This window comes from Kluyvera sp. CHPC 1.251 (genome assembly GCF_036759945.1).
GTDB classification, from domain to species: Bacteria; Pseudomonadota; Gammaproteobacteria; order Enterobacterales; family Enterobacteriaceae; genus Kluyvera; species Kluyvera sichuanensis.
Map to the genome: position 1 here is coordinate 782,106 of NZ_JAPKIC010000001.1, position 23,055 is coordinate 805,160.

Annotated in this window: 13 protein-coding genes, 1 tRNA gene and 1 other RNA gene; 11 read left to right on the top strand and 4 right to left on the bottom strand. The window is 57.8% G+C overall.

Annotation, left to right across the window (positions count from 1 at the left end; all coding sequences use genetic code 11):
- Positions 1-191 precede the first annotated feature (191 nt).
- The 6 genes from V6940_RS03525 (at position 192) to V6940_RS03550 (ending at position 11,318) form a co-directional block, all read left to right on the top strand.
- On the top strand, positions 192-1,448 hold the full coding sequence (locus V6940_RS03525; RefSeq protein ID WP_333494849.1) for a CmpA/NrtA family ABC transporter substrate-binding protein: 1,257 nt from the start codon (positions 192-194) through the stop codon (positions 1,446-1,448).
- A gap of 1 nt (position 1,449) precedes the next feature.
- Positions 1,450-2,325: a nitrate ABC transporter permease gene (gene ntrB, locus V6940_RS03530; protein WP_185669715.1), complete on the top strand. Its 876-nt coding sequence runs from the start codon at positions 1,450-1,452 to the stop codon at positions 2,323-2,325.
- 9 nt (positions 2,326-2,334) lie between these two features.
- The gene (locus tag V6940_RS03535) at positions 2,335-3,123 is read left to right on the top strand and encodes an ABC transporter ATP-binding protein (RefSeq protein WP_333494850.1); all 789 of its coding nucleotides are present in this window, start codon (positions 2,335-2,337) and stop codon (positions 3,121-3,123) included.
- A 9-nt stretch (positions 3,124-3,132) separates the two neighbouring features.
- Positions 3,133-7,197 (top strand): nitrite reductase large subunit NirB, encoded by a 4,065-nt coding sequence (gene nirB, locus V6940_RS03540; RefSeq protein ID WP_333494851.1) that lies wholly within the window; start codon positions 3,133-3,135, stop codon positions 7,195-7,197.
- On the top strand, positions 7,194-9,800 hold the full coding sequence (locus V6940_RS03545; protein ID WP_333494852.1) for a nitrate reductase: 2,607 nt from the start codon (positions 7,194-7,196) through the stop codon (positions 9,798-9,800). Before nirB ends, V6940_RS03545 begins: the two co-directional genes overlap by 4 nt.
- Positions 9,801-9,863: 63 nt before the next feature.
- On the top strand, positions 9,864-11,318 hold the full coding sequence (locus tag V6940_RS03550) for a YchO/YchP family invasin (protein WP_442910773.1): 1,455 nt from the start codon (positions 9,864-9,866) through the stop codon (positions 11,316-11,318).
- A gap of 9 nt (positions 11,319-11,327) precedes the next feature.
- On the opposite strand, the gene narL is transcribed toward V6940_RS03550, so the two are convergent.
- Together narL and narX are read right to left on the bottom strand one after the other, a co-directional pair.
- Positions 11,328-11,978, bottom strand: coding sequence for a two-component system response regulator NarL (gene narL, locus V6940_RS03555; protein ID WP_065356687.1), 651 nt, complete (start codon positions 11,976-11,978; stop codon positions 11,328-11,330).
- Positions 11,971-13,770, bottom strand: a complete 1,800-nt coding sequence (gene narX / locus V6940_RS03560) for a nitrate/nitrite two-component system sensor histidine kinase NarX (RefSeq protein ID WP_333494854.1) — start codon at positions 13,768-13,770, stop codon at positions 11,971-11,973. The genes narL and narX overlap by 8 nt, the downstream gene beginning before the upstream one ends.
- A gap of 311 nt (positions 13,771-14,081) precedes the next feature.
- On the opposite strand from narX, the gene V6940_RS03565 reads away from it, so the two are divergent.
- The 5 genes from V6940_RS03565 to narI all read left to right on the top strand — a co-directional run bounded on the left by V6940_RS03565 (position 14,082) and on the right by narI (position 22,529).
- Positions 14,082-15,473 carry a NarK family nitrate/nitrite MFS transporter gene (locus tag V6940_RS03565; RefSeq protein WP_333494855.1) on the top strand — a complete coding sequence of 464 codons (1,392 nt, stop codon included), beginning with the start codon at positions 14,082-14,084 and terminating at the stop codon, positions 15,471-15,473.
- A gap of 393 nt (positions 15,474-15,866) precedes the next feature.
- Positions 15,867-19,610, top strand: a complete 3,744-nt coding sequence (locus V6940_RS03570; protein ID WP_333494856.1) for a nitrate reductase subunit alpha — start codon at positions 15,867-15,869, stop codon at positions 19,608-19,610.
- Positions 19,607-21,145, top strand: coding sequence for a nitrate reductase subunit beta (narH, locus tag V6940_RS03575; RefSeq protein WP_333494857.1), 1,539 nt, complete (start codon positions 19,607-19,609; stop codon positions 21,143-21,145). Before V6940_RS03570 ends, narH begins: the two co-directional genes overlap by 4 nt.
- On the top strand, positions 21,142-21,852 hold the full coding sequence (gene narJ, locus V6940_RS03580; protein WP_333494858.1) for a nitrate reductase molybdenum cofactor assembly chaperone: 711 nt from the start codon (positions 21,142-21,144) through the stop codon (positions 21,850-21,852). Before narH ends, narJ begins: the two co-directional genes overlap by 4 nt.
- Entirely contained in the window at positions 21,852-22,529 is a 678-nt protein-coding gene (gene narI / locus V6940_RS03585) for a respiratory nitrate reductase subunit gamma (protein ID WP_333494859.1), read from the top strand. Before narJ ends, narI begins: the two co-directional genes overlap by 1 nt.
- Before the next feature lie 179 nt (positions 22,530-22,708).
- Here narI and V6940_RS03590 read toward each other — a convergent pair.
- Positions 22,709-22,836: non-coding RNA, RtT sRNA (locus tag V6940_RS03590), on the bottom strand.
- 46 nt (positions 22,837-22,882) lie between these two features.
- Positions 22,883-22,967, bottom strand: a tRNA-Tyr gene (locus V6940_RS03595).
- Positions 22,968-23,055 lie beyond the last annotated feature (88 nt).

Consider the following 23,055-nt stretch of genomic DNA (forward strand, 5'->3'; position numbering starts at 1 on the left):
CAAAAATAGCGATCGGGCGCACATTTCCCCCGGATTTCGCGCTGTAAAAGCTGGCATCTGAATTGCATTAGAGTAGTCAGAAAGTAAATAGTCGGTGGCAGGCCAATGGCGGCCCGTACACCACGAGGATAAAGGCGTCCTGCAATGCGTAAGCATTGCCGGGCGCTTTTTTTTTGCATTCGGGAGCGAGTATGGGCGAGACGGTTTCACTATCACGGCGACGTCTGTTGCAGGCGGGCGCAGTACTGGGCGGCGCAATGCTGCTGCCCGGTATGAGTCAGGCGGTCTGGGCGGCAGGTTCCGATAAGCCGGAACTGCAGACGGTTAAGGTGGGCTTTATTCCGCTGACCGACTGTGCACCGCTGGCGATAGCCTCACTGAAAGGCTTCGACAAAAAGTACGGCATTACATTGGTACCGAGCAAAGAGGCCAGCTGGGCGGCGGTGCGCGACAAGCTGGTTAACGGTGAGCTGGACGCCGCGCACGTGCTTTACGGCCTGCTGTATGGGCTGGAACTAGGCGTGGCGGCGAAACCACAGCCGATGGCGAACCTGATGACCCTCAACCGCAACGGTCAGGGGATCACGCTGTCGAGCGATCTACAGGAAAAGGGCGTCACCACCCTCGGTGCGTTGAAAACTCTGGTCGGGCAAAGCGCGCCGGGCACCTATACCTTCGCCCACACCTTCCCGACCGGCACCCACGCCATGTGGCTTTATTACTGGCTGGCGAGCGGCGGGATCAACCCGTTTGACGATGTGCGCACAGTGGTGGTGCCGCCACCGCAGATGGTGATGAACATGCGCATCGGCAACATGGTGGGCTTCTGCGTCGGCGAGCCGTGGAACGCCCGCGCCATTAACGATCGCATCGGTTTTACCGCTGCCACCAGTCAGGACATCTGGCCGGAGCATCCGGAAAAAGTGCTCGGCGCGCGTCGTGACTGGGTGGAGCAACACCCAAATACCGCACGGGCGCTGGTGGCCGCGCTGATGGATGCCGCCCGCTGGATTGATGCCTCTGACGATAATAAACACGAAACCGCGCAAATCCTCTCTCACCGCGGCTGGCTCAACACCAAAGAACAGTACCTCACTGGGCGAATGCTGGGTGAGTACGACAACGGTATTGGCCGTCGCTGGCAGGATGCGCACCCGATGCGCTTCTTCGAGCAGGGTGAGGTGAGCTATCCGTGGCTCTCGGACGGCATGTGGTTCTTAACCCAGTTCCGCCGCTGGGGCTTGCTGAAAAGTGACCCGGACTACCTGGCCGTCGCCCAGCGCATTAACCGTATCGATGTCTGGAAAGAGGCGGCGCAGGCGGTTGGCGGTATTGCCGTCCCCACGCAAACCCTGCGCAGCAGTAAGTTAATCGACGGCTCCGTCTGGACCGGGGCTGACCCGGCTGGATACGCCCGCAGTTTCGCCATTCAACGTATAGGGGCATGAGATGAATACCAAAACCAAACCTATCGACGCGCCAGCACCTGCTGGCGAAGTGATCGCCATGCCGCCGGTACAGGTTCGCCGTAGACCACCAGCGCTGCGCCGCCATCTTCGTGAACTCGCAGAGCGCACTATTCCCGCGGTGCTGGGGCTGGGCTTGCTGGTGCTGGTCTGGCAGCTGGCCGCCGTCAACAGCAAAGGCTTTCCAACGCCGCTCAGTACCCTCGATTCGGCGATAACCCTCTTTTCTGACCCGTTCTACAACAACGGCCCTAACGATGTCGGCGTGGGCTGGAACGTGCTGGCCTCTTTACAGCGTGTGGCGGTGGGTTTTGGCCTCGCGGCGCTGGTGGGGATCCCGCTCGGTTTTCTGATTGGTCGTTTTACCTTTGCCTCGCGCATGTTCACCCCGCTGATCGCGCTGCTGCGTCCGGTCAGCCCGCTGGCATGGCTGCCAATTGGCCTGCTGCTGTTCCAGAAAGCGGAACCCGCCTCCAGCTGGACGATTTTCATCTGCTCGATCTGGCCAATGGTGATTAACACCGCCGAAGGGGTGCGACGCATTCCGCAGGACTATCTCAACGTGGCGCGGGTGCTGAATCTCTCGGAATGGACGGTAATGCGCAAAATCCTCTTCCCGGCGGTGCTGCCGTCGGTGCTCACCGGGGTGCGGCTGTCGATTGGTATCGCCTGGCTGGTGATTGTCGCCGCAGAGATGCTGACCGGCGGGCTGGGCATTGGTTTTTGGATCTGGAACGAGTGGAACAACCTCAACGTCGAAAACATCCTTATCGCCATCGTCATTATCGGCGTGGTGGGACTGCTGCTGGAGCAGGGGCTGATGCTGATTGCGCGTCGTTTTAGCTGGCAAGAGAAATAGGAGCACATCATGAAACCATTAATTCAGGTCCAGGCCGTGAGCCAGCGTTTTCATACCGCCAGCGGCGAATTTCTAGCCTTGCAGAACGTCTCTTTTGATATTCACGAAGGGGAGACCGTCAGTCTGATTGGGCACTCGGGCTGCGGCAAATCGACGCTGCTTAACCTGATTGCCGGTATTACGCTGCCGACCGAAGGCGGGCTGCTGTGTGATAACCGTGAAATTGCCGGGCCGGGGCCGGAGCGGGCGGTGGTGTTCCAGAACCACTCGCTGCTGCCGTGGCTGACCTGCTTTGACAATGTGGCTCTGGCGGTCGACCAGGTGTTTCGCCAGACCATGAACAAAGCGGAGCGTCGGGAGTGGATTGCGCACAACCTCGACCGCGTCCAGATGGGCCACGCCATGCACAAACGCCCGGGTGAAATCTCCGGTGGCATGAAACAGCGCGTGGGCATCGCGCGAGCGCTGGCGATGAAACCAAAGGTGCTGCTGATGGACGAGCCGTTTGGCGCACTGGATGCGCTGACCCGTGCCCATCTGCAGGACTCAGTCATGCAAATCCAGCAGTCGCTGAACACCACCATCGTGCTGATTACCCACGACGTTGATGAAGCGGTGCTGCTCTCTGACCGGGTGATGATGATGACCAACGGCCCGGCGGCCACGGTGGGCGAAGTGCTGGAGGTGAATCTGCCGCGCCCGCGTAACCGCGTGCATCTGGCGGATGACAGCCGTTACCACCACCTGCGTCAGCAGATCCTCCACTTCCTTTACGAAAAACAGCCGAAAGCGGCGTAAGGGGCTCCTATGCGGCGACTGGTGATGATCGGCAACGGGATGGCGGCGACCCGGCTAGCGGAAATGCTGGTCACGAACGCGCCGGGTGCGTTTGCGATAACCCTTATCGGTGACGAGTCGCATCCGGCCTACAGCCGTATTCAGCTCTCCCCGGTGCTTGGCGGGGAAAAGGATTTTAGCCAGACGCTGCTGCAGCTGGCGCAGTGGTACCGCGACCATAACATCACGCTGTGCCTCGGTGAAACGGTGCTGGCGGTTGACGTGCAGTCGCGTCGGGTGACCACCACCCAGCGCGAGCTGGAGTGGGATGAACTGGTGTTCACCTGCGGTTCGCAGGCCTTCCTTCCGCCGCTGCCGGGCATCGACCTGCCGCACGTTTTTGCCTTCCGCACCCTGGCTGATGTGGAGGCCATTCTTGCGACGCCGGGTAATGCGGTGGTGATTGGCGGCGGGGTGTTGGGGGTAGAAGCCGCCGCTGCGCTACGCCTGAGAGGTGACGGTGTCACTTTAATCCATCGCAGCGGACGATTGATGGAACAACAGTTAGACGAGATGGCGGGCGAGCTATTGACCCAGCAATTAGCTGAACGCGGCATCGACTGCGAACTGAGCGCCGGTATCGCGCAGATTACGCCGAATGCGGTGGTGTTAAACACCGGGCGCGCCATTCCGGCAACCCGCGTGGTAATGGCGACCGGCGTACGTCCCAATATCGCGCTGGCGCAGCGGGCTGGAATTCCCTGCCAGCGCGGCATTGTGGTTAACCGCCAGCTGGAAACGGCTATCCCCGGCGTGAGCGCCATCGGAGAGTGCTGCGAAATTGACGGACAAACCTTTGGCCTCGTCGCGCCCTGCATGCAACAGGCGGACGTGCTGGCGGCAAGGCTATGCGGTTACCCGCGGGCCGATTTCCACTGGCAGGACCGAGGTACCCGCCTGAAGGTGACCGGCATCGACCTGTTCAGCGCCGGGCGCGTTCAGCCCATCGACGGGGATAGCCAGTGGTCCTCCTATGACCCGCAGACCGGGCATTATCGGCGGCTGCTGGTGGCAAACGGCCAGTTGGCCGGCGTGCTGCTGCTTGGTGACTGCACCAGCGCCGCCGCCTTTACCGATTTATTGCATACCGTCCAGCCCGCACAGGCGAGCTGGATTTTCGACCCCTTTACCACGCAGCCGTTGGCTGCAGGAACGCAAACCATGACAAAACCAACATTAGCGGTCGTCGGGCACGGGATGGTCGGCCACCATTTTCTTGAGCAGTGTGTCAGCCACCAGTTGCATAAACAGTATCAGATTGTGGTGCTGGGCGAAGAGCGCTATGCCGCCTACGACCGGGTGCATCTGTCGGAGTATTTTGCCGGTCGCAGCGCGCAATCGCTCTCAATGGTGGCGGGGGATTTCTTTGCTGATAACGGCATTGAGCTGCGCCTGGCGCAGCCGGTAGCGGAAATTGACCGCGAAGCCCGGATTATCCGCGACGCGGAAGGGCATGAGCTGCACTGGGATAAGCTGGTGCTCGCCACCGGCTCATACCCGTTCGTACCGCCCATCCCCGGTAATACGCTGCCCGGCTGCTTTGTCTACCGCACGCTGGACGATCTCGACGCGATCGCTGCATGTGCTAAAACGGCGAGCCGCGGCGTGGTGATCGGCGGCGGCCTGCTGGGGCTGGAGGCGGCAAATGCGCTGCGTCAACTGGGGCTGGAGACCCACGTGGTGGAGTTCGCGCCGAATCTGATGGCAGTACAGCTGGATAACGGCGGTGCCGCCATGCTGCGGGAGAAAATTACCGAGCTTGGCGTGAGCGTGCACACCAGCAAAGCTACCACAGAAATTCGTCAGACGGACGAAGGGCTTACGCTGCAGTTTGCCGACGGTGAATGTTTGATTACCGATATGGTGGTGTTCTCGGCGGGTATTCGCCCGCAGGACGCGCTGGCGCGTAGCAGCGGCATTCTTCTGGGGGAACGCGGCGGTATCGCCATTGATAACCAGTGCCGCACTTCCGATAGCGATATCTTTGCCATCGGCGAATGCGCGCTGTGGGATAACAAAATCTATGGTCTGGTGGCGCCCGGCTATCAGATGGCGCGGGTAGCCGCCGGGGCGTTGGCGGGGGAAACGAGCGAATTCACCGGGGCGGATATGAGCACTAAGCTCAAGCTGCTCGGCGTCGATGTGGCCTCATTTGGCGACGCGCACGGGCGCACCGCTGGAAGCCAGAGCTATCAGTGGGTTCATGGGCCGGAGCAAATCTATAAAAAGATTGTGGTCAGCGCCGACGGTAAAACGTTGCTCGGCGGCGTGCTGGTGGGGGATGCCAGCGATTACGCCACGCTGCTGCAAATGATGCTCAACGATATCACGCTGCCGTCGCACCCGGAATCGCTGATCCTGCCCGCGCTGGAAGGCAGTGCGCCAAAAGCGCTCGGCGTGGCGGCGCTGCCGGACAGTGCGCAAATCTGCTCCTGTCACAACGTCAGCAAAGGCGATATCTGCCATGCCGTGAGCAACGGTGCCAGCGAGATGGGGGCCATTAAAAGCTGCACCAAAGCGGCCACCGGCTGCGGCGGCTGTAGCGCGTTGGTCAAACAGGTGATGGAGTATCAGCTGGCGCAGCAGGGCGTGGAGGTGAAAAAGGATATCTGCGAACACTTCCCGTATTCGCGTCAGGAGATCTATCACCTGGTGCGCGTGAACCGGATTCACACCTTTGAACAGTTGATGGCCCGTTACGGTCACGGCGACGGCTGCGAAATCTGCAAACCGCTGGTGGGGTCCGTGCTGGCCTCCTGCTGGAATGAATACTTGCTGAAACCTGCACATTTACCCCTGCAGGACACCAACGATCGCTACTTTGCCAATATTCAGAAAGACGGCACCTATTCCGTGGTACCACGCATGCCTGCCGGTGAGGTGACGCCGGACGGGCTGATTGCCATCGGGCAGATAGCCAAACGCTATGCGCTTTACAGCAAAATTACCGGTGGCCAGCGTATTGACCTGTTTGGCGCGCGGCTGGAGCAGCTTCCCGCTATCTGGCAAGCGCTGGTGGAGGCCGGTTTTGAGACCGGGCATGCCTACGGCAAGTCGCTGCGCACGGTGAAGTCCTGCGTGGGCTCAACCTGGTGCCGTTACGGAGTGCAGGATTCCACCGGGCTGGCGGTAACCCTGGAGCATCGCTACAAAGGGCTGCGCGCGCCGCACAAGATTAAAATGGCGGTCTCCGGCTGTACCCGAGAGTGCGCGGAAGCGCAGGGTAAAGACGTGGGGGTGATTGCCACCGACAAGGGCTGGAACCTCTATCTGTGCGGCAACGGCGGGATGAAACCGCGTCATGCGGATCTGTTCGCCAGCGACCTTGACGACGCCACGCTGTTGCGCACTATCGACCGGTTTCTGATGTTTTACATCCGTACCGCCGACCGTCTGCAGCGCACCAGCACCTGGATGGATAACCTGGAAGGCGGGCTGGAATACCTGCGCAGCGTAATCCTCGACGATTCGCTGGGCATTGGCGAAGAGCTGGAGCAGGAGATGGCACGTGTTATCGACAGCTACCAGTGCGAATGGCAGACCACCCTGAGCGATCCGCAACGGTTGACGCTGTTCCGTTCGTTCGTCAACAGCGATATGCCAGACGAAGCGGTGCAGCGTGAAACCGTGCGCGGGCAGCCGCAGTTGGCGCCGGTCACCGTGACGCCGGTGCTGGCGGGTAGCCGTCGTCCGTGGCAGGCGGTCTGCACGCTGGAAGAGATCCCCGCGCAGGCCGGGATTGGCGCGCGGCTAGGGGAGATGCAGATTGCCCTGTTCCGCCTTAATGGCCACGTCTATGCGCTGGATAATCAGGAGCCCGGCAGCCAGGCTAACGTGCTGTCGCGCGGCTTGCTGGGTGATGCCAGCGGCGAACCAATTGTCATTTCACCGCTCTACAAGCAGCGTATTCGTCTGCGCGATGGCCGCCATCCTGATAGCGGTGAGCCTGTGGTGCGCGCCTGGCCGGTGAAAGTAGAAGAGGGCAAAGTGTGGGTCAGTAGCCAGGAACTGGTGATGCGCGCGGAGGCCTCATGACAGAAACCCGAACAACGTGCCCATACTGTGGCGTTGGCTGCGGGGTGCTGGCCACGGTGATTGACGGCGCGGTCAGCGTGCGGGGCGATGAGGCCCATCCGGCAAACTTGGGTCGCCTGTGCGTGAAGGGCTCTGCGCTCGGCGAAACCACTGGTCTGGAGGGGCGCTTGTTGCATCCGTCCGTTGATGGACATGAAGTTAGTTGGGATCGGGCGCTGGATGCGGCCGGTGAACGGCTACAGGCGATTATTGCCGAGCACGGCCCGCAGGCGGTGGCGTTTTATGCCTCCGGACAGCTGCTGACCGAGGACTATTACGCCGCCAATAAGCTGATGAAAGGATTTATCGGCGCGGCGAATATCGATACCAACTCGCGGCTGTGCATGTCGTCGGCGGTCACCGGCTATAAACGCGCGTGGGGCGCTGATGTGGTGCCGTGCAGCTATGAGGACGTAGAACGCAGTGACCTGGTGGTGCTGGTCGGTTCCAACGCGGCCTGGGCGCATCCGGTGCTTTATCAACGGTTGGTGCAGGCTAAGCAACAGAACCCGCAGATGAAGGTGGTGGTTATCGACCCGCGTCGCACCGCCACCTGCGATATTGCCGACCGCCATCTGGCGATTGCCCCTGGCACGGATGCCGGGCTGTTTGTCGGGCTGCTGAACGCCATCGTCAAACGCGGCGGATGCGAGGATGATTTTGCGGATGCGCCTGCCGCGCTGGAGGCTGCGCAATCCTGGGACATCGAACGCGTGGCGGCATTTTGTGGGCTGCCGCTCGCGGAGGTCGCTGCGTTTTATCAGGACTTTATTGCCGCACCGAGAGCCATCACGCTCTACACCATGGGCATTAACCAATCCTCCAGCGGTAGCGACAAATGCAACGCTATCATTAACGTCCACCTTGCCAGCGGCAAATTTGGCCGTGAAGGCTGCGGCCCGTTTTCGCTGACCGGGCAGCCAAATGCGATGGGGGGCCGTGAAGTGGGTGGGCTGGCGACGATGCTGGCGGCGCATATGAACTTCGAACCCGCCGACCTCGCTCGGGTGGCGCGTTTCTGGGGCACCGAGCGGCTGGCGCAAACACCGGGGCTGATGGCGGTGGATCTGTTTGCGGCGATGGGGCGCGGCGAGGTGAAAGCGGTGTGGATCATGGGCACCAATCCGGCGGTGTCACTGCCGGACAGCCACGCGGTAAGCCAGGCGCTGAAGCGCTGCCCGCTGGTGATTGTCTCTGAAATTGCCGCGCAAACAGAAACCTCACAGTACGCGCATATTCGCTTCCCGGCGCTGGGGTGGGGGGAGAAAAACGGTACCGTGACCAACTCCGAGAGGCGTATTTCGCGCCAGCGGGCATTTTTGCCCATGCCCGGCGAGGCGCGAGCCGACTGGTGGATAATTGCCCGCGTCGCCGAGCGCCTGGGCTTCGGGGTGGCGTTTGCCTGGCAGCATCCGCATGAGGTCTTTAGTGAACATGCCGCGCTCTCCGGCTTTGAAAATGATGGCCAGCGAGCGTTTGATATCAGCGGGCTTGCGGAATTAAGCCGTGAGGCGTGGGATGAACTTGCGCCGGTGCGCTGGCCGGTCAGCCGTCACAAGGTCACGTTGGATCTGTATCGTGGCTGGCGAGGCGACGGGCGAGTACGAATGGTGCCGGTCACGCCGCGTGGCATGCAGGCGCAGACACAGCCGCTCTATCCACTGATCCTCAACAGCGGGCGGATCCGTGACCAGTGGCACACCATGACCCGCACCGGTAGCGTTCCGCGCCTGATGCAGCATATCGCGCAGCCGATAGTGGAAGTTTCGCCGCAGGATGCCGCGCACTTTGCGCTGTTGTCCGGCGGTTTAGCGCGCATCAGTTCGCCACACGGCGTGATGGTGGCGAAGGTGGTGGTGACGGAGAGCCAGCGCCGCGGCTCGCTGTTTACGCCGATGCACTGGAACGACTGCTTTGCCCGTCAGGGGAAGGTGAACGGGCTGGTGGCCTCGGTGGTCGACCCGCACTCCGGGCAGCCGGAAAGTAAGCAGACCGCGGTGCGCATCGCGCCGTGGCAACCGTTGTGGCAGGGCGAGCTTTACTCCCGCAGCGACGTGCCGCTGCCGGGGCATCTACACTGGTGGCGTAAAGCCGCACCGGGACTGCGCCACGTCACCCTCTGCGGCGATCGTCTGGTACAACACGAGATACTAGCCTGGTGCCAGCAGCAGGGTTGGCAGGTGCAACTCGCCAACGCCGGTGATATCTGGCATGTGCTGGCGTGGCAGAATGAACGTTTGATGCTCGGCTTCTGGAGCGGTGATGCGCTACCGGAAGTGGACGATGCATTAGTATGTCGGGCGTTTAACGAGGCGCCGCAGACGCTGGCGGCGCGTCATGCGCTGCTGAGTGGGCAGGATCTGGCGCGTCCGGCGGTGGGTAAAATTGTTTGCAGCTGTTTCAGCGTTGGCGAAAAAACCATCCTCGACGCGATTGAAAAACAGGGCTGCCGCACGGCGGGTGAGCTGGGCGAACGGCTGAAATGCGGCACCAACTGCGGCTCCTGCGTGCCAGAGCTGAAGGCGCTGCTCGCCAGCACGGCAATGAAGGTGACGATTTTATGACCTTCAGGCAATTCTTATAAGAGGCCACCAGGGCTGAACCCTGTCCGCAAAGGCGCTAGACTAATGTCTTTGGGGCTGAATTTTTCAGCCTGCATTGAAGCTGGCTATGGGGTTGCGGTTTTGTCTTTGCGTTTTTACTCGTCATTTTTCGTGTTGCTGGCGTTGACCGGCGGAAGTGCGCGTGCGCTGACGTCGTTTGTCGAAGAGGCGGAACATCCCTTCGATAATCAGGCTGATAGCCTGCCGGATCTAAGTATTGCACCGGAAAATCACGACGCAGAGAAACACTTTGCCGAGATGGTGAAGGCCTTCGGTGAAGCCAGCATGACCGACAACGGGTTGGATACCGGCGAGCAGGCGCGGCTATTTGCCATGACGCAGTTGCAGGACAGGCTCAACGGTCAGATGAATCACCAGCTTGAAAACTGGCTCTCTCCCTGGGGGAATACCAACATTCAGCTGCTGGTGGACGATCAGGGCAAGATGACCGGTAGCCACGGAAGCTGGTTTGTACCGCTGCAGGATAATACGCAGTATCTTACCTGGAGCCAGCTTGGCCTGACGCAGCACGACGAAGGGCTGGTGGGCAATCTGGGTCTGGGGCAGCGCTGGGTCGCCGGGCAATGGTTACTTGGCTACAACACCTTTTATGACAGCCTGCTCGATGCCCATCTCAATCGCGGCGGGCTTGGCGCGGAAGCGTGGGGCGAGAACCTGCGTTTTTCGGCGAACTACTACTATCCATTGCACGGTTGGCAAAACAGCGGCACCACGCTGCAACAGCGCATGGCGCGCGGCTATGATCTGACCGCGCAGGCGTGGATCCCGGCTTATAATCACATCAACACCAGCCTCAGCGTCGAGCAGTATTTCGGCGACAGCGTCGATCTGTTTCGCAGCGGCACGGGATACCGTAACCCGGTCGCGGTATCACTGGGCCTGAACTACACCCCGGTGCCGTTATTCACCTTCAGCGCTCAGCACAAGCAGGGGGAGAGCGGGGTAAATCAGAATAACCTCGGCATGAAGGTCAACTATCGCTTTGGCGTGCCGCTGAAGAAGCAGCTTGCCGCCGATGAGGTGGCGCAGACCCGCACGCTGCGTGGCAGCCGCTACGATGCGCCAGAGCGCAACAATCAGCCAGTGATGGAGTTTCGTCAGCGCAAAAGCCTGAGCGTCTATCTCGCTACCCCGCCGTGGGATCTCACGGGCTACGAAACGGTGGCGCTGAAAATTCAGGTTCACGACGAATATGGGATCAAATCAATCAGCTGGCAGGGGGATACCGAAGCGTTAAGCCTGACGCCGCCGGCCACGGGCAACAGCACCGATGGCTGGAGCATTATCATGCCGGCCTGGGATCCGACGGAGGGGGCCAGCAATATCTGGCATCTGTCGGTGGTAGTGGAGGATGGTAAGGGGCAGCGCGTCACCTCGAATGAGATAACGCTGGCGTTGACTGAGCCTGTCGTCAGCTTTGCCCCGCAGGGCAATAGCTGGTTGGATATGACACCGTAGCGGCGATTCTCAGAAAATACGTTCCTGGTGCACCCACACGGCGGCTTCGACGCGGGATTTCAGCTTCATTTTCTTCAGCATATGCTTCACGTGAACCTTCACGGTGCTTTCCGTAATGTCCAGACGGCGGGCAATCATCTTGTTTGGCAGACCCTGGGCAATCAGCTTGAGAATATCGCGCTCGCGCGGGGTCAACTGGTTGATGTCGCGGTCAGAGGTGGCGCGGTTGGCGCGCAGGCTGGCAGCCAGCACCGGCGTTAACGCTTCGCTTAATACCATCTCACCGGCGGCAGCCTGTTGCAGGGCTTTCAGCAGATCTTCCGGCTCCATATCTTTCAGCAGATAGCCATCGGCACCGCGTTTGAGGGCGGTGACCACGTCTTCTTCGTGGTTGGACACGCTGAACACCACCACGCGGCCAGAGAGAGATTTCTCACGCAGCTTGTCGAGGGTTTCCAGACCGTTCATGCCGGGCATATTGAGATCGAGCAGGATCAGATCGGGATCGAGTGCTTCTGCCAGTTCAATACCTTGTTCACCGTTGCTGGCCTCGCCTACGACCTGAATATCTGATGCCATACTGACCAGCTGTTTGACGCCGGTACGCAGCATAGGATGATCGTCAATTAACAGGATAGTAGCCCGTTCCTGATTACTCATGGGTATCTCCTTGGGGAGTAGAAAGCGATTGTTCGGGGACAAACGTAACCACGACTTCTGTGCCGCCGCTTTCGCGACGACGAACCTGGCAATCGCCACGCAGGCTTTGAGCGCGGTCACGCATAATAATTAGGCCATAATGGTTGCTGCGTTCAGCATGCAGCGGAACGCCACAGCCGTTATCAGCCACCACCAGTTTGACCTGGTTGTTTTGTTGGGTAACGCTGACTTTCACTTCTGTTGCCTGCGAGTGCTTCAACGCGTTGCTTAAGGCCTCACGGGCAATCTGCAGCAGGTGAATGGCCTGGTGCGACGGTACGTAGCGCGGCGGCAGCTGGTAGTCGAGCTGCACCGGGAAGCCGAAATGGCCGCTGTACTCCTGACAGCTGGCTTCCAGCGCCGGACGCAGGCCGGACTCGGTCAGCTTCAGGCGGAAGGTGGTTAGCAGTTCGCGCAGCTGCGCCCACGAGGTGTTCAGTTCATTACGCACCTGACTCAACAGCTCGCGGCTTTCCTCAGACGACTGCTCTTTTTGCATCATCTGCAGACAGCTGACCTGCATCTTCATACAGGAGAGCGACTGGGCGATGGAGTCGTGAAGCTCGCGGGCAATCGTTGAGCGTTCTTCCATCACGATCAGCTGCTGCTGGCGCTCCAGCTGTTTGTCCAGCGCCAGCGTCGAGGTGATTTGCTCGAGCAGGGTATCAACCAGCTGTTGCTGATCGTGGCTCAGCTCACGTCCGTGCGGTAGCGTCGCCAGCAGGATACCGTACTGGTTACGCGGGTCGGTTAGTCGCCATTTCAGCGTAATACCGTCATGGGCTGCGGTATCGACGTCGCGTGGGCAGAGGTAACAGCCTCTGTCATCGCACTCCCAGCCGGAGTGGCAGCTAAATTCCTGATGGTTATCTTCATCTTCGGTATCGTAAACCCGGACTTCAATTTCCCGCAGCGGGGTGAGTTCCTGAAGGCCGTTCAGCACCGGAGAGATACGCTCGCACAGCGGTGCACTGGAGTGCAGGCGGCGGTTAGCCTGCCACAGGAAGGAGAGAATGGCGTTTTTTTGCTCCAGCCCGGCGGTTTTCTCCTGCACACGACGCTCCAGCGAGGCGTAGCTTTCCGCCAGCTCGGCGGACATATTATTCAGCGACATGCCGAGGGTCGCCATTTCATTGCGGCCGCTGATTTGTGCGCGATGGGTAAAATCGCGGTGGCTGATGGCTTCGGCCATGCGCAGCAGCTGTCGCCACGGGTGCAGCAGACGTGTACGCAGCCAGAAGACGGTAAAGATCAGCAGTACCGCCATGAAAAAGGCCAGCAGCCGGTGCATCCACACCACGTGAGAGATACGTTGTTCGGTGGTATGGTCAAAGACGGTGACCAGTTGGTCGATGCGATTAACAAAGCCGGTGAGATCGGCGGCGATATCATCCGGGTTCTTCGCCTGACTAATATCCGGCGCCAGATGTTTTAGCCAGTACTGCTGAAGCTCGTGAAGCTGCGCGACCTGACCATCGCGCTCGGCAGCTAGCTGCAGTTCCGGGCTGAAGACGGTTTTTTGCATCTCAGCGAACAGCGGCTCATCGTTCTGATCCACCGGAATCGCGGCCAGCAGGCGGTAGCTCTGCATGCGCAGCGAACCCGCCTGGTTGATGGCATGCGCGCTTCCCTGGACACCGTTCACCAGGCGTGCGGAAATCATCATACTCGCCACGCCGATGAGGGTGGACAGCAGTACGATGAGGGCCAGTTGATTCACCAGCGTGAGTGGTGTAAAAAAACGTCTAAACATGGTGCGATACGGCTCCTGACGGAAGTCTCTCCGGCGAGTGGCGTTATTTTCGACTATCGCCTGGAGTATACCCATACCCCTAAAGAGTTACCCCTTTATTTCCATGATAGCCGAGTTGCAAGGGGTAGAGGGGTACGGGCGTAACAGCCACGTGATAAAACAGGTTTTTTTATCGATTAAAACCTACCCATAAAGGGTAATGATGTTTTTTTAAACAAGATAATGTCAACTTTTCCTTTGATTTATATCAACTTACCGCGCGGTGTAAACCCTAATGTGGCAAGGGTTGATATTAATAATCAGAGGTGTCTATGAGTCACTCCACTGCCCCCGAAAGGGCAACCGGCGCTGTCATTACCGACTGGCGACCGGAAGATCCGGCGTTCTGGCAAGAACGCGGCCATCGCGTTGCAAGCCGGAACCTGTGGATTTCCGTTCCATGTTTACTGCTGGCTTTCTGCGTATGGATGCTGTTCAGCGCGGTCGCCGTCAATTTACCAAAAGTGGGCTTCCAGTTTACAACCGATCAGCTGTTCATGCTGACCGCGTTACCTTCCGTTTCTGGCGCACTGCTGCGCGTACCGTATTCCTTTATGGTACCGCTGGTGGGTGGCCGTCGCTGGACGGCGTTCAGCACCGGGATCCTTATCATTCCTTGCGTATGGCTGGGCTTTGCCGTTCAGGACACCTCCACGCCGTTTAGCACCTTCATCATTATCTCTCTGCTGTGCGGCTTCGCGGGTGCAAACTTTGCGTCTAGCATGGCGAACATCAGCTTCTTCTTCCCGAAAGCGAAGCAGGGCGGTGCGCTCGGCCTTAACGGCGGTCTCGGCAATATGGGCGTGAGCGTGATGCAGCTGGTGGCTCCACTGGCGGTTTCTCTCTCCATTTTCGCCGTTTTTGGCAGCCATGGCGTGACGCAACCCGATGGTAGCGAGCTGTTCCTGGCGAACGCGGCGTGGATTTGGGTACCGTTCCTGGCCATCTTCACCGTAGCGGCCTGGTTTGGCATGAACGAATTGGCCACGTCTAAGGCGTCGCTTAAAGAGCAGCTGCCGGTACTGAAACGTGGTCACCTGTGGATCATGAGCCTGCTGTATCTGGCGACCTTCGGTTCATTTATCGGCTTCTCCGCCGGTTTTGCGATGCTGTCGAAAACCCAGTTCCCGGAAATTCAGATCCTGCATTATGCCTTCTTCGGTCCGTTTATCGGCGCGCTGGCACGTTCTGCCGGCGGGGCTATTTCCGACCGTCTGGGCGGGACGCGCGTGACGCTGATTAACTTTATCCTGATGGCGGTATTCAGTGCGCTGCTGTTCATGACTCTGCCAACCAATGGTGAAGGCGGCAGCTTCATTGCCTTCTACGTGGTCTTCCTGGCGCTGTTCCTGACGGCCGGGTTGGGTAGTGGTTCCACCTTCCAGATGATTTCCGTTATCTTCCGTAAGCTGACGATGGATCGCGTGAAAGCAGAGGGGGGTTCCGACGAGAAAGCGATGCGCGAAGCGGCTACCGATACGGCGGCAGCGCTGGGCTTTATCTCGGCAATTGGCGCTATCGGCGGCTTCTTTATTCCGAAAGCGTTCGGGACTTCGCTGGATTTAACCGGCTCACCGGCTGGCGCGATGAAAGTGTTCCTCGTGTTCTATATTGTCTGCGTCGTGGTGACCTGGGTGGTATACGGTCGTAAAGCGAAAAAATAACGGATTACGTTATTTCTGAAATAAAGGCGCGAGGTTTCGCGCCTTTATTTTATCTCTGCTTAGTTACAACATACTATCTTCGCTTTGCCTTCTGTTGGCATCGTGCCCGGGTGGCAAAACGTCCAGCAGGAATGGCTCTACCCCTTAATACCGTCAGGGCTAAATTTTACATATTGAAATAAGCGCTTTTCATTAAAAACCTTTAATTTTCAATGCTATAAAAAATAAGAATGTATACCACCTTGGTGGTATGTGGCTTTTTTGCGGCGTTTGTTAAGCAGTGCCGCCTTGATCGTTATCAATTCCCTTCATCTTTCAGCGCGTTAACTTCGCTGCAAATTCAGCAATGTCGATTTATCAGAGAGCCGTGAGGCTCCAAACAGGAGAGACCCGATGAGTAAATTCCTGGACCGGTTTCGCTACTTTAAACAGAAGGGTGAAACATTTGCCGATGGGCACGGACAGATTCTAGATACCAACCGGGATTGGGAAGATGGATACCGCCAGCGCTGGCAGCATGACAAAGTCGTTCGTTCTACGCACGGCGTAAACTGCACTGGCTCCTGCAGCTGGAAAATTTATGTTAAAAACGGTCTGGTCACCTGGGAAACCCAGCAGACTGACTATCCGCGCACCCGTCCTGATCTGCCAAACCACGAACCTCGCGGCTGTCCGCGTGGGGCGAGCTATTCCTGGTACCTCTATAGCGCCAACCGTCTGAAATATCCGCTGATGCGCAAACGCCTGATGAAAATGTGGCGTGAGGCGAAAAAACTGCACAGCGATCCGGTTGATGCCTGGGCATCCATTATTGAAGATGCCGACAAAGCGAAAAGCTTCAAACAAGCGCGTGGCCGCGGCGGCTTCGTTCGCTCCTCCTGGCAGGAAGTGAACGAACTGATTGCGGCGTCCAACGTTTACACCGTAAAAACCTACGGCCCAGACCGTGTAGCAGGCTTCTCGCCAATTCCGGCGATGTCGATGGTCTCCTACGCTTCCGGCGCACGCTATCTCTCCCTGATTGGCGGCACCTGCCTGAGCTTCTACGACTGGTACTGTGACCTGCCGCCTGCCTCTCCGCAGACCTGGGGCGAACAGACCGACGTACCGGAATCCGCTGACTGGTATAACTCCAGCTACATCCTCGCCTGGGGTTCCAACGTTCCGCAGACCCGTACCCCGGACGCGCACTTCTTCACCGAAGTTCGCTATAAAGGTACCAAAACCGTTGCTATTACCCCGGACTACGCTGAAATCGCTAAGCTGTGCGACCTGTGGTTAGCACCGAAGCAGGGTACCGATGCAGCCATGGCGCTGGCGATGGGCCACGTGATGCTGCGTGAATTCCACCTCGACAAACCAAGCCAGTACTTCACCGACTACGTGCGTCGCTACACCGACTTCCCGATGCTGGTGATGCTGGAAGAGCGCGAAGGTTATTACGCTGCGGGCCGTATGCTGCGTGCTGCTGACCTGGTTGATGCTTTGGGCCAGGAAAATAACCCAGAGTGGAAAACCGTTGCCATCAATACCGATGGTGAGATGGTGGCACCGAATGGTTCTATCGGTTTCCGTTGGGGCGAAAAAGGTAAATGGAACCTTGAGCAACGCGACGGCAAATCCGGTGCTGAAACTGAACTGCAGCTGAGCCTGCTGGGTAGCCACGATGAGATTGCTCAGGTGGGCTTCCCGTACTTTGGCGGTGAAGGCACTGAGCACTTCACCAGCGTCGAACTTGAAAATATCTTGCTGCACAAGCTGCCGGTGAAACGTCTGCAACTTGCCGATGGTACCACCGCGCTGGTGACCACCGTTTATGACCTGAACATGGCTAACTACGGCCTGGATCGCGGTCTGAACGATGAAAACTGTGCAACCAGCTACGATGATATCAAGGCATATACGCCGGCGTGGGCTGAGAAAATTACCGGCGTTCCACGTGCGCAGATTATTCGTATTGCTCGCGAGTTTGCCGATAACGCCGATAAAACGCACGGTCGTTCGATGATCATCGTTGGTGCCGGTCTTAACCACTGGTATCACCTCGATATGAACTATCGTGGTCTTATCAACATGCTGGTGTTCTGCGGTTGTATCGGTCAGAGCGGCGGCGGTTGGGCCCACTATGTTGGCCAGGAAAAACTGCGTCCACAGACCGGCTGGCAGCCACTGGCATTCGGTCTTGACTGGCAGCGTCCAGCACGACACATGAACAGTACTTCCTACTTCTATAACCACTCCAGCCAATGGCGTTATGAGTCGGTTACCGCGCAGGAACTGCTGTCGCCGATGGCGGATAAATCTCGCTACACCGGTCATCTGCTGGACTTTAACGTCCGTGCAGAACGTATGGGCTGGCTGCCGTCTGCACCGCAGTTAGGCACAAACCCACTGCGTATTGTTGATGATGCGAAGAAAGCCGGGATGGATCCGGTTGATTACACCGTTAAGGCGCTGAAAGAAGGCACCATTCGTTTTGCGGCTGAACAGCCAGAAAACGGTAAAAACCACCCACGTAACCTGTTCATCTGGCGTTCTAACCTGCTGGGCTCTTCCGGTAAAGGCCATGAATACATGCTGAAATATCTGCTGGGTACCGAACATGGTATTCAGGGGATGGATCTGGGCAAGCAGGGCGGTCTGAAGCCTGAAGAAGTGGAATGGCAGGACAACGGTCTCGACGGTAAATTGGATCTGGTGGTGACGCTGGACTTCCGTCTGTCGAGCACCTGTCTGTATTCCGATATCGTGTTGCCAACGGCAACATGGTACGAAAAAGACGATATGAATACCTCGGATATGCATCCGTTTATTCACCCGCTGTCTGCTGCTGTCGACCCGGCATGGGAGTCGAAAAGCGACTGGGAAATCTACAAAGGCATCGCGAAGAAATTCTCCGAAGTCTGCGTGGGTCACCTCGGCCAGGAAACGGATATTGTTACGCTGCCAATCCAGCATGACTCCGCGGCCGAACTGGCACAGCCGTTAGACGTGAAGGACTGGAAAAAAGGCGAGTGTGACCTGATCCCAGGTAAAACCGCACCGCACATTATCCCGGTTCAACGTGATTATCCGGCAACCTACGAACGCTTTACCTCCATCGGGCCATTGATGGAAAAAATCGGTAACGGCGGTAAAGGGATTGCCTGGAACACCCAGAGCGAAATGGATCTGCTGCGTAAGCTCAACTACACCAAAGCAGAAGGCCCGGCGAAAGGCCAGCCGATGCTGGATACGGCGATTGATGCTGCAGAGATGATCCTCACCCTGGCACCGGAAACCAACGGTCAGGTGGCGGTGAAAGCCTGGGCGGCGCTGAGCGAGTTCACCGGTCGTGACCACACGCATCTGGCACTCAATAAAGAAGACGAAAAAATTCGCTTCCGTGATATTCAGGCGCAGCCGCGCAAGATTATCTCCAGCCCAACCTGGTCCGGTCTGGAAGACGAACACGTCTCTTACAACGCTGGCTATACCAACGTTCACGAGCTGATTCCATGGCGTACGCTGTCTGGTCGTCAGTCCCTGTATCAGGACCACCAGTGGATGCGTGACTTCGGTGAAAGCCTGCTGGTTTACCGCCCACCTATCGACACTCGTTCGGTGAAAGAGGTGATGGGTAAGAAATCCAACGGTAACCCAGAGAAGGCGCTGAACTTCCTGACCCCGCACCAGAAATGGGGGATTCACTCAACCTACAGCGACAACCTGCTGATGCTGACCTTAGGTCGCGGTGGTCCGGTGGTGTGGATGAGCGAAGAAGATGCCAAAGAGATCGGTATCGAAGATAACGACTGGATTGAGGTCTTCAACAACAACGGTGCGCTGACGGCACGTGCAGTTGTGAGCCAGCGTGTACCGGCCGGGATGACCATGATGTACCACGCGCAGGAACGTATTGTTAACCTGCCAGGTTCAGAAATTACCGGTCAACGCGGTGGTATCCATAACTCAGTGACCCGCATCACGCCAAAACCGACCCATATGATCGGCGGCTATGCGCACCTGGCTTATAGCTTTAACTACTACGGTACCGTGGGTTCGAACCGTGATGAGTTTGTGGTGGTACGTAAGATGAAGAACATTGACTGGTTGGACGGCGAAGGCAATGACCAGGTACAGGAGAGCGTAAAATGAAAATTCGTTCACAAGTCGGCATGGTGCTGAATCTCGATAAATGCATCGGCTGTCATACCTGCTCAGTGACCTGTAAAAACGTCTGGACCAGCCGTGAAGGGACCGAATACGCATGGTTCAACAACGTTGAAACCAAGCCGGGCACCGGTTTCCCGACCGACTGGGAAGACCAGGAGAAATACAAAGGTGGCTGGATCCGTAAAATCAACGGCAAGCTGGTACCGCGCATGGGTAACAAAGCGCTGCTGCTGGGTAAAATCTTCGCCAACCCGCATCTGCCGGGTCTGGATGATTACTACGAGCCGTTTGATTTTGACTACCAGACGCTGCACAACGCACCGGCCGATAGCAAGGCACAGCCGATCGCACGCCCACGTTCGCTGATTACTGGCAAACGCATGGACAAAATCACCAAGGGTCCGAACTGGGAAGATGACCTTGGCGGTGAGTTCGAGAAGCTGTCGAAAGACAAAAACTTCGACAACATGCAGAAGGCAATGTACGGCCAGTTCGAAAATACCTTCATGATGTACCTGCCGCGTCTGTGTGAGCACTGCCTTAACCCGGCATGTGTCGCCACGTGCCCGAGCGGTGCAATCTACAAACGTGAAGAAGACGGCATCGTGCTGATTGACCAGGACAAGTGCCGCGGCTGGCGTATGTGCATTACCGGCTGTCCGTACAAAAAAATCTACTTCAACTGGAAGAGCGGCAAGTCTGAAAAATGCATCTTCTGCTACCCGCGTATTGAAGCGGGTCAGCCGACCGTGTGTTCAGAAACCTGTGTAGGCCGTATTCGTTACCTCGGCGTGCTGCTGTACGACGCGGATGCGATTGAAACTGCTGCGAGCACCGAGAACGAGAAAGATCTGTATCAGCGTCAGCTGGACGTGTTCCTCGATCCGAACGATCCGAAAGTGATTGAACAGGCGCAGAAAGACGGTATTCCGCTGAGCGTAATTGATGCCGCACAGAAATCGCCGGTTTATAAAATGGCGATGGACTGGAAGCTGGCGCTGCCGCTGCATCCTGAATACCGCACGCTGCCGATGGTCTGGTACGTGCCGCCGCTGTCACCAATTCAGTCCGCAGCCGATGCGGGTGAACTGGGCAGCAACGGTATCCTGCCGGACGTTGAAAGTCTGCGTATCCCGGTTCAGTACCTGGCTAACCTGCTGACCGCAGGCGACACCCAGCCGGTACTGCTGGCGCTGAAACGTATGCTGGCGATGCGCCACTTCAAACGTACGGAAACCGTCGATGGTGTTATCGATACCCGTGCGCTGGAAGAGGTGGGTCTGACCGAAGCACAGGCGCAGGAAATGTACCGCTATCTGGCGATTGCTAACTACGAAGATCGTTTCGTGGTGCCAAGCAGTCACCGTGAACAAGCGCGCGAAGCGTTCCCAGAGAAAAACGGTTGTGGCTTTAGCTTCGGCGATGGCTGTCACGGTTCGGACACCAAGTTCAACCTGTTCAACAGCCGCCGTATCGATTCTGTGGACGTGAGCAGCAAAACGGAGCCGCACGCATGATTGAACTCGTGGTGATTTCACGTCTCCTTGAGTACCCGGATGCTGCCTTATGGCAGCATCAAGGCGAACTCTTTGACGTTCTGTCTGAATCAGAAAAACTGGAACCCGCAGACGCCCAGGCCCTGGGCGTCTTCCTGCGCGATTTAACCGCGCAGGATCTGCTGGATGCTCAGGCTGCCTACAGTGAACTGTTTGACCGTGGTCGCGCGACGTCGCTGCTGTTGTTTGAACACGTTCACGGCGAATCCCGCGACCGCGGGCAGGCGATGGTCGATCTGCTGAATCAGTACGAACAGCATGGTCTGGTCCTCGACAGCCGCGAGCTGCCGGACCACCTGCCGCTGTATCTGGAATATCTGGCACAGCTGCCAGAGAGCGAAGCGATTGGCGGCTTGCAGGACATTGCGCCGATTATGGCGCTGCTCTGCGCACGTCTGCAGCAGCGTGAGAGCCGCTATGCGGTGCTGTTTGAGCAACTGCTGAAGCTCGCAAATAGCGCGGTGGATGAAGCGAAAGTGGCGGAAAAAATTGCGGACGAAGCCCGTGATGATACGCCACAGGCGCTGGACGCGGTATGGGAAGAAGAGCAGGTGAAATTCTTTGCCGACCAGGGCTGCGGTGATTCGGAAATTACCAATCACCAGCGTCGTTTTGCCGGAGCCGTGGCCCCGCAATATTTGAATATCTCTAACGGAGGACAGCAATAATGCACTTCCTGAATATGTTCTTCTTTGACATTTATCCGTACATCGCGGGTTCTGTCTTCCTGATTGGCAGCTGGCTGCGCTATGACTACGGTCAGTACACCTGGCGTGCCGCTTCCAGCCAGATGCTGGATCGCAAAGGGATGAACCTGGCATCGAACCTGTTCCATATCGGGATTCTGGGCGTCTTTGCTGGTCACTTCCTGGGTATGCTGACCCCGCACTGGATGTATGAAGCGTGGCTGCCGCTGGAAGTGAAACAGAAGATGGCGATGTTTGGCGGCGGTGCGGCTGGCTTGATGTGTCTGGTCGGCGGTGTGCTGCTGCTTAAACGCCGCCTGTTCAGCCCACGCGTGCGTGCCACGACGACGGGTGCTGATATTCTGGTGCTGTCCGTACTGGTTATCCAGTGTGCGCTGGGCCTGCTGACGATTCCGTTCTCTGCGCAGCATATGGACGGTAGCGAGATGATGAAACTGGTCGGTTGGGCGCAGTCCGTGGTGACCTTCCACGGTGGCGCTTCCGCCCACCTGGACGGCGTAGCGTTTATCTACCGTATGCACCTGGTGCTGGGGATGACGCTGTTCCTGCTGTTCCCATTCTCGCGTCTGGTACACATCTGGAGCGTGCCGGTCGAGTATCTGACCCGCAAGTATCAGATTGTTCGTGCGCGTCATTAATACGGTTCTATGATGCTCTAAACCCCGCTTCGGCGGGGTTTTTTGTTTGTATGGCCTGTGTTCCCCGGCGGTGCTGCCGGGATATATATGGCAGAGTTTTAAAATAGAATGAGAAAACGAAAAGAGAAGACTAAGACAGCTTTGAATATTTAATTAGAGGAGGTACTACCAGGAAGTGATGGTGGTGGGGGAAGGATTACTCGGCTGCGCCTCGCCCTTCGGGTCGTTGCCTGCGGCAACGCTTTCTCGCTGGCGCTCGAATCGAACCTTAGTCGAAGCTTCTCATCCTTCCCTGTTTGGGCAGGATATAGATTTTTAGCGTTTTAATTTAGTTGGGTGCTTTCAAGAAGTGATGGTGGTGGGGGAAGGATTCGAACCTTCGAAGTCGATGACGGCAGATTTACAGTCTGCTCCCTTTGGCCGCTCGGGAACCCCACCAGGGGTAATTCAAATTGTAGGTAAAGCTTGGAGATGGTGGTGGGGGAAGGATTCGAACCTTCGAAGTCGATGACGGCAGATTTACAGT

Excerpts from the sequence above, each read along its gene's own strand:
- V6940_RS03565 (WP_333494855.1), top strand. The coding sequence starts at position 14,082 with ATGAGTCACTCCACTGCCCCCGAAAGGGCAACCGGCGCTGTCATTACC.
- narL (WP_065356687.1), bottom strand. The coding sequence starts at position 11,978 with ATGAGTAATCAGGAACGGGCTACTATCCTGTTAATTGACGATCATCCT.
- V6940_RS03570 (WP_333494856.1), top strand. The coding sequence starts at position 15,867 with ATGAGTAAATTCCTGGACCGGTTTCGCTACTTTAAACAGAAGGGTGAA.
- V6940_RS03525 (WP_333494849.1), top strand. The coding sequence starts at position 192 with ATGGGCGAGACGGTTTCACTATCACGGCGACGTCTGTTGCAGGCGGGC.
- narI (WP_333494859.1), top strand. The coding sequence starts at position 21,852 with ATGCACTTCCTGAATATGTTCTTCTTTGACATTTATCCGTACATCGCG.
- nirB (WP_333494851.1), top strand. The coding sequence starts at position 3,133 with ATGCGGCGACTGGTGATGATCGGCAACGGGATGGCGGCGACCCGGCTA.
- ntrB (WP_185669715.1), top strand. The coding sequence starts at position 1,450 with ATGAATACCAAAACCAAACCTATCGACGCGCCAGCACCTGCTGGCGAA.
- V6940_RS03550 (WP_442910773.1), top strand. The coding sequence starts at position 9,864 with ATGTCTTTGGGGCTGAATTTTTCAGCCTGCATTGAAGCTGGCTATGGG.
- narJ (WP_333494858.1), top strand. The coding sequence starts at position 21,142 with ATGATTGAACTCGTGGTGATTTCACGTCTCCTTGAGTACCCGGATGCT.
- V6940_RS03535 (WP_333494850.1), top strand. The coding sequence starts at position 2,335 with ATGAAACCATTAATTCAGGTCCAGGCCGTGAGCCAGCGTTTTCATACC.
- narX (WP_333494854.1), bottom strand. The coding sequence starts at position 13,770 with ATGTTTAGACGTTTTTTTACACCACTCACGCTGGTGAATCAACTGGCC.
- V6940_RS03545 (WP_333494852.1), top strand. The coding sequence starts at position 7,194 with ATGACAGAAACCCGAACAACGTGCCCATACTGTGGCGTTGGCTGCGGG.
- narH (WP_333494857.1), top strand. The coding sequence starts at position 19,607 with ATGAAAATTCGTTCACAAGTCGGCATGGTGCTGAATCTCGATAAATGC.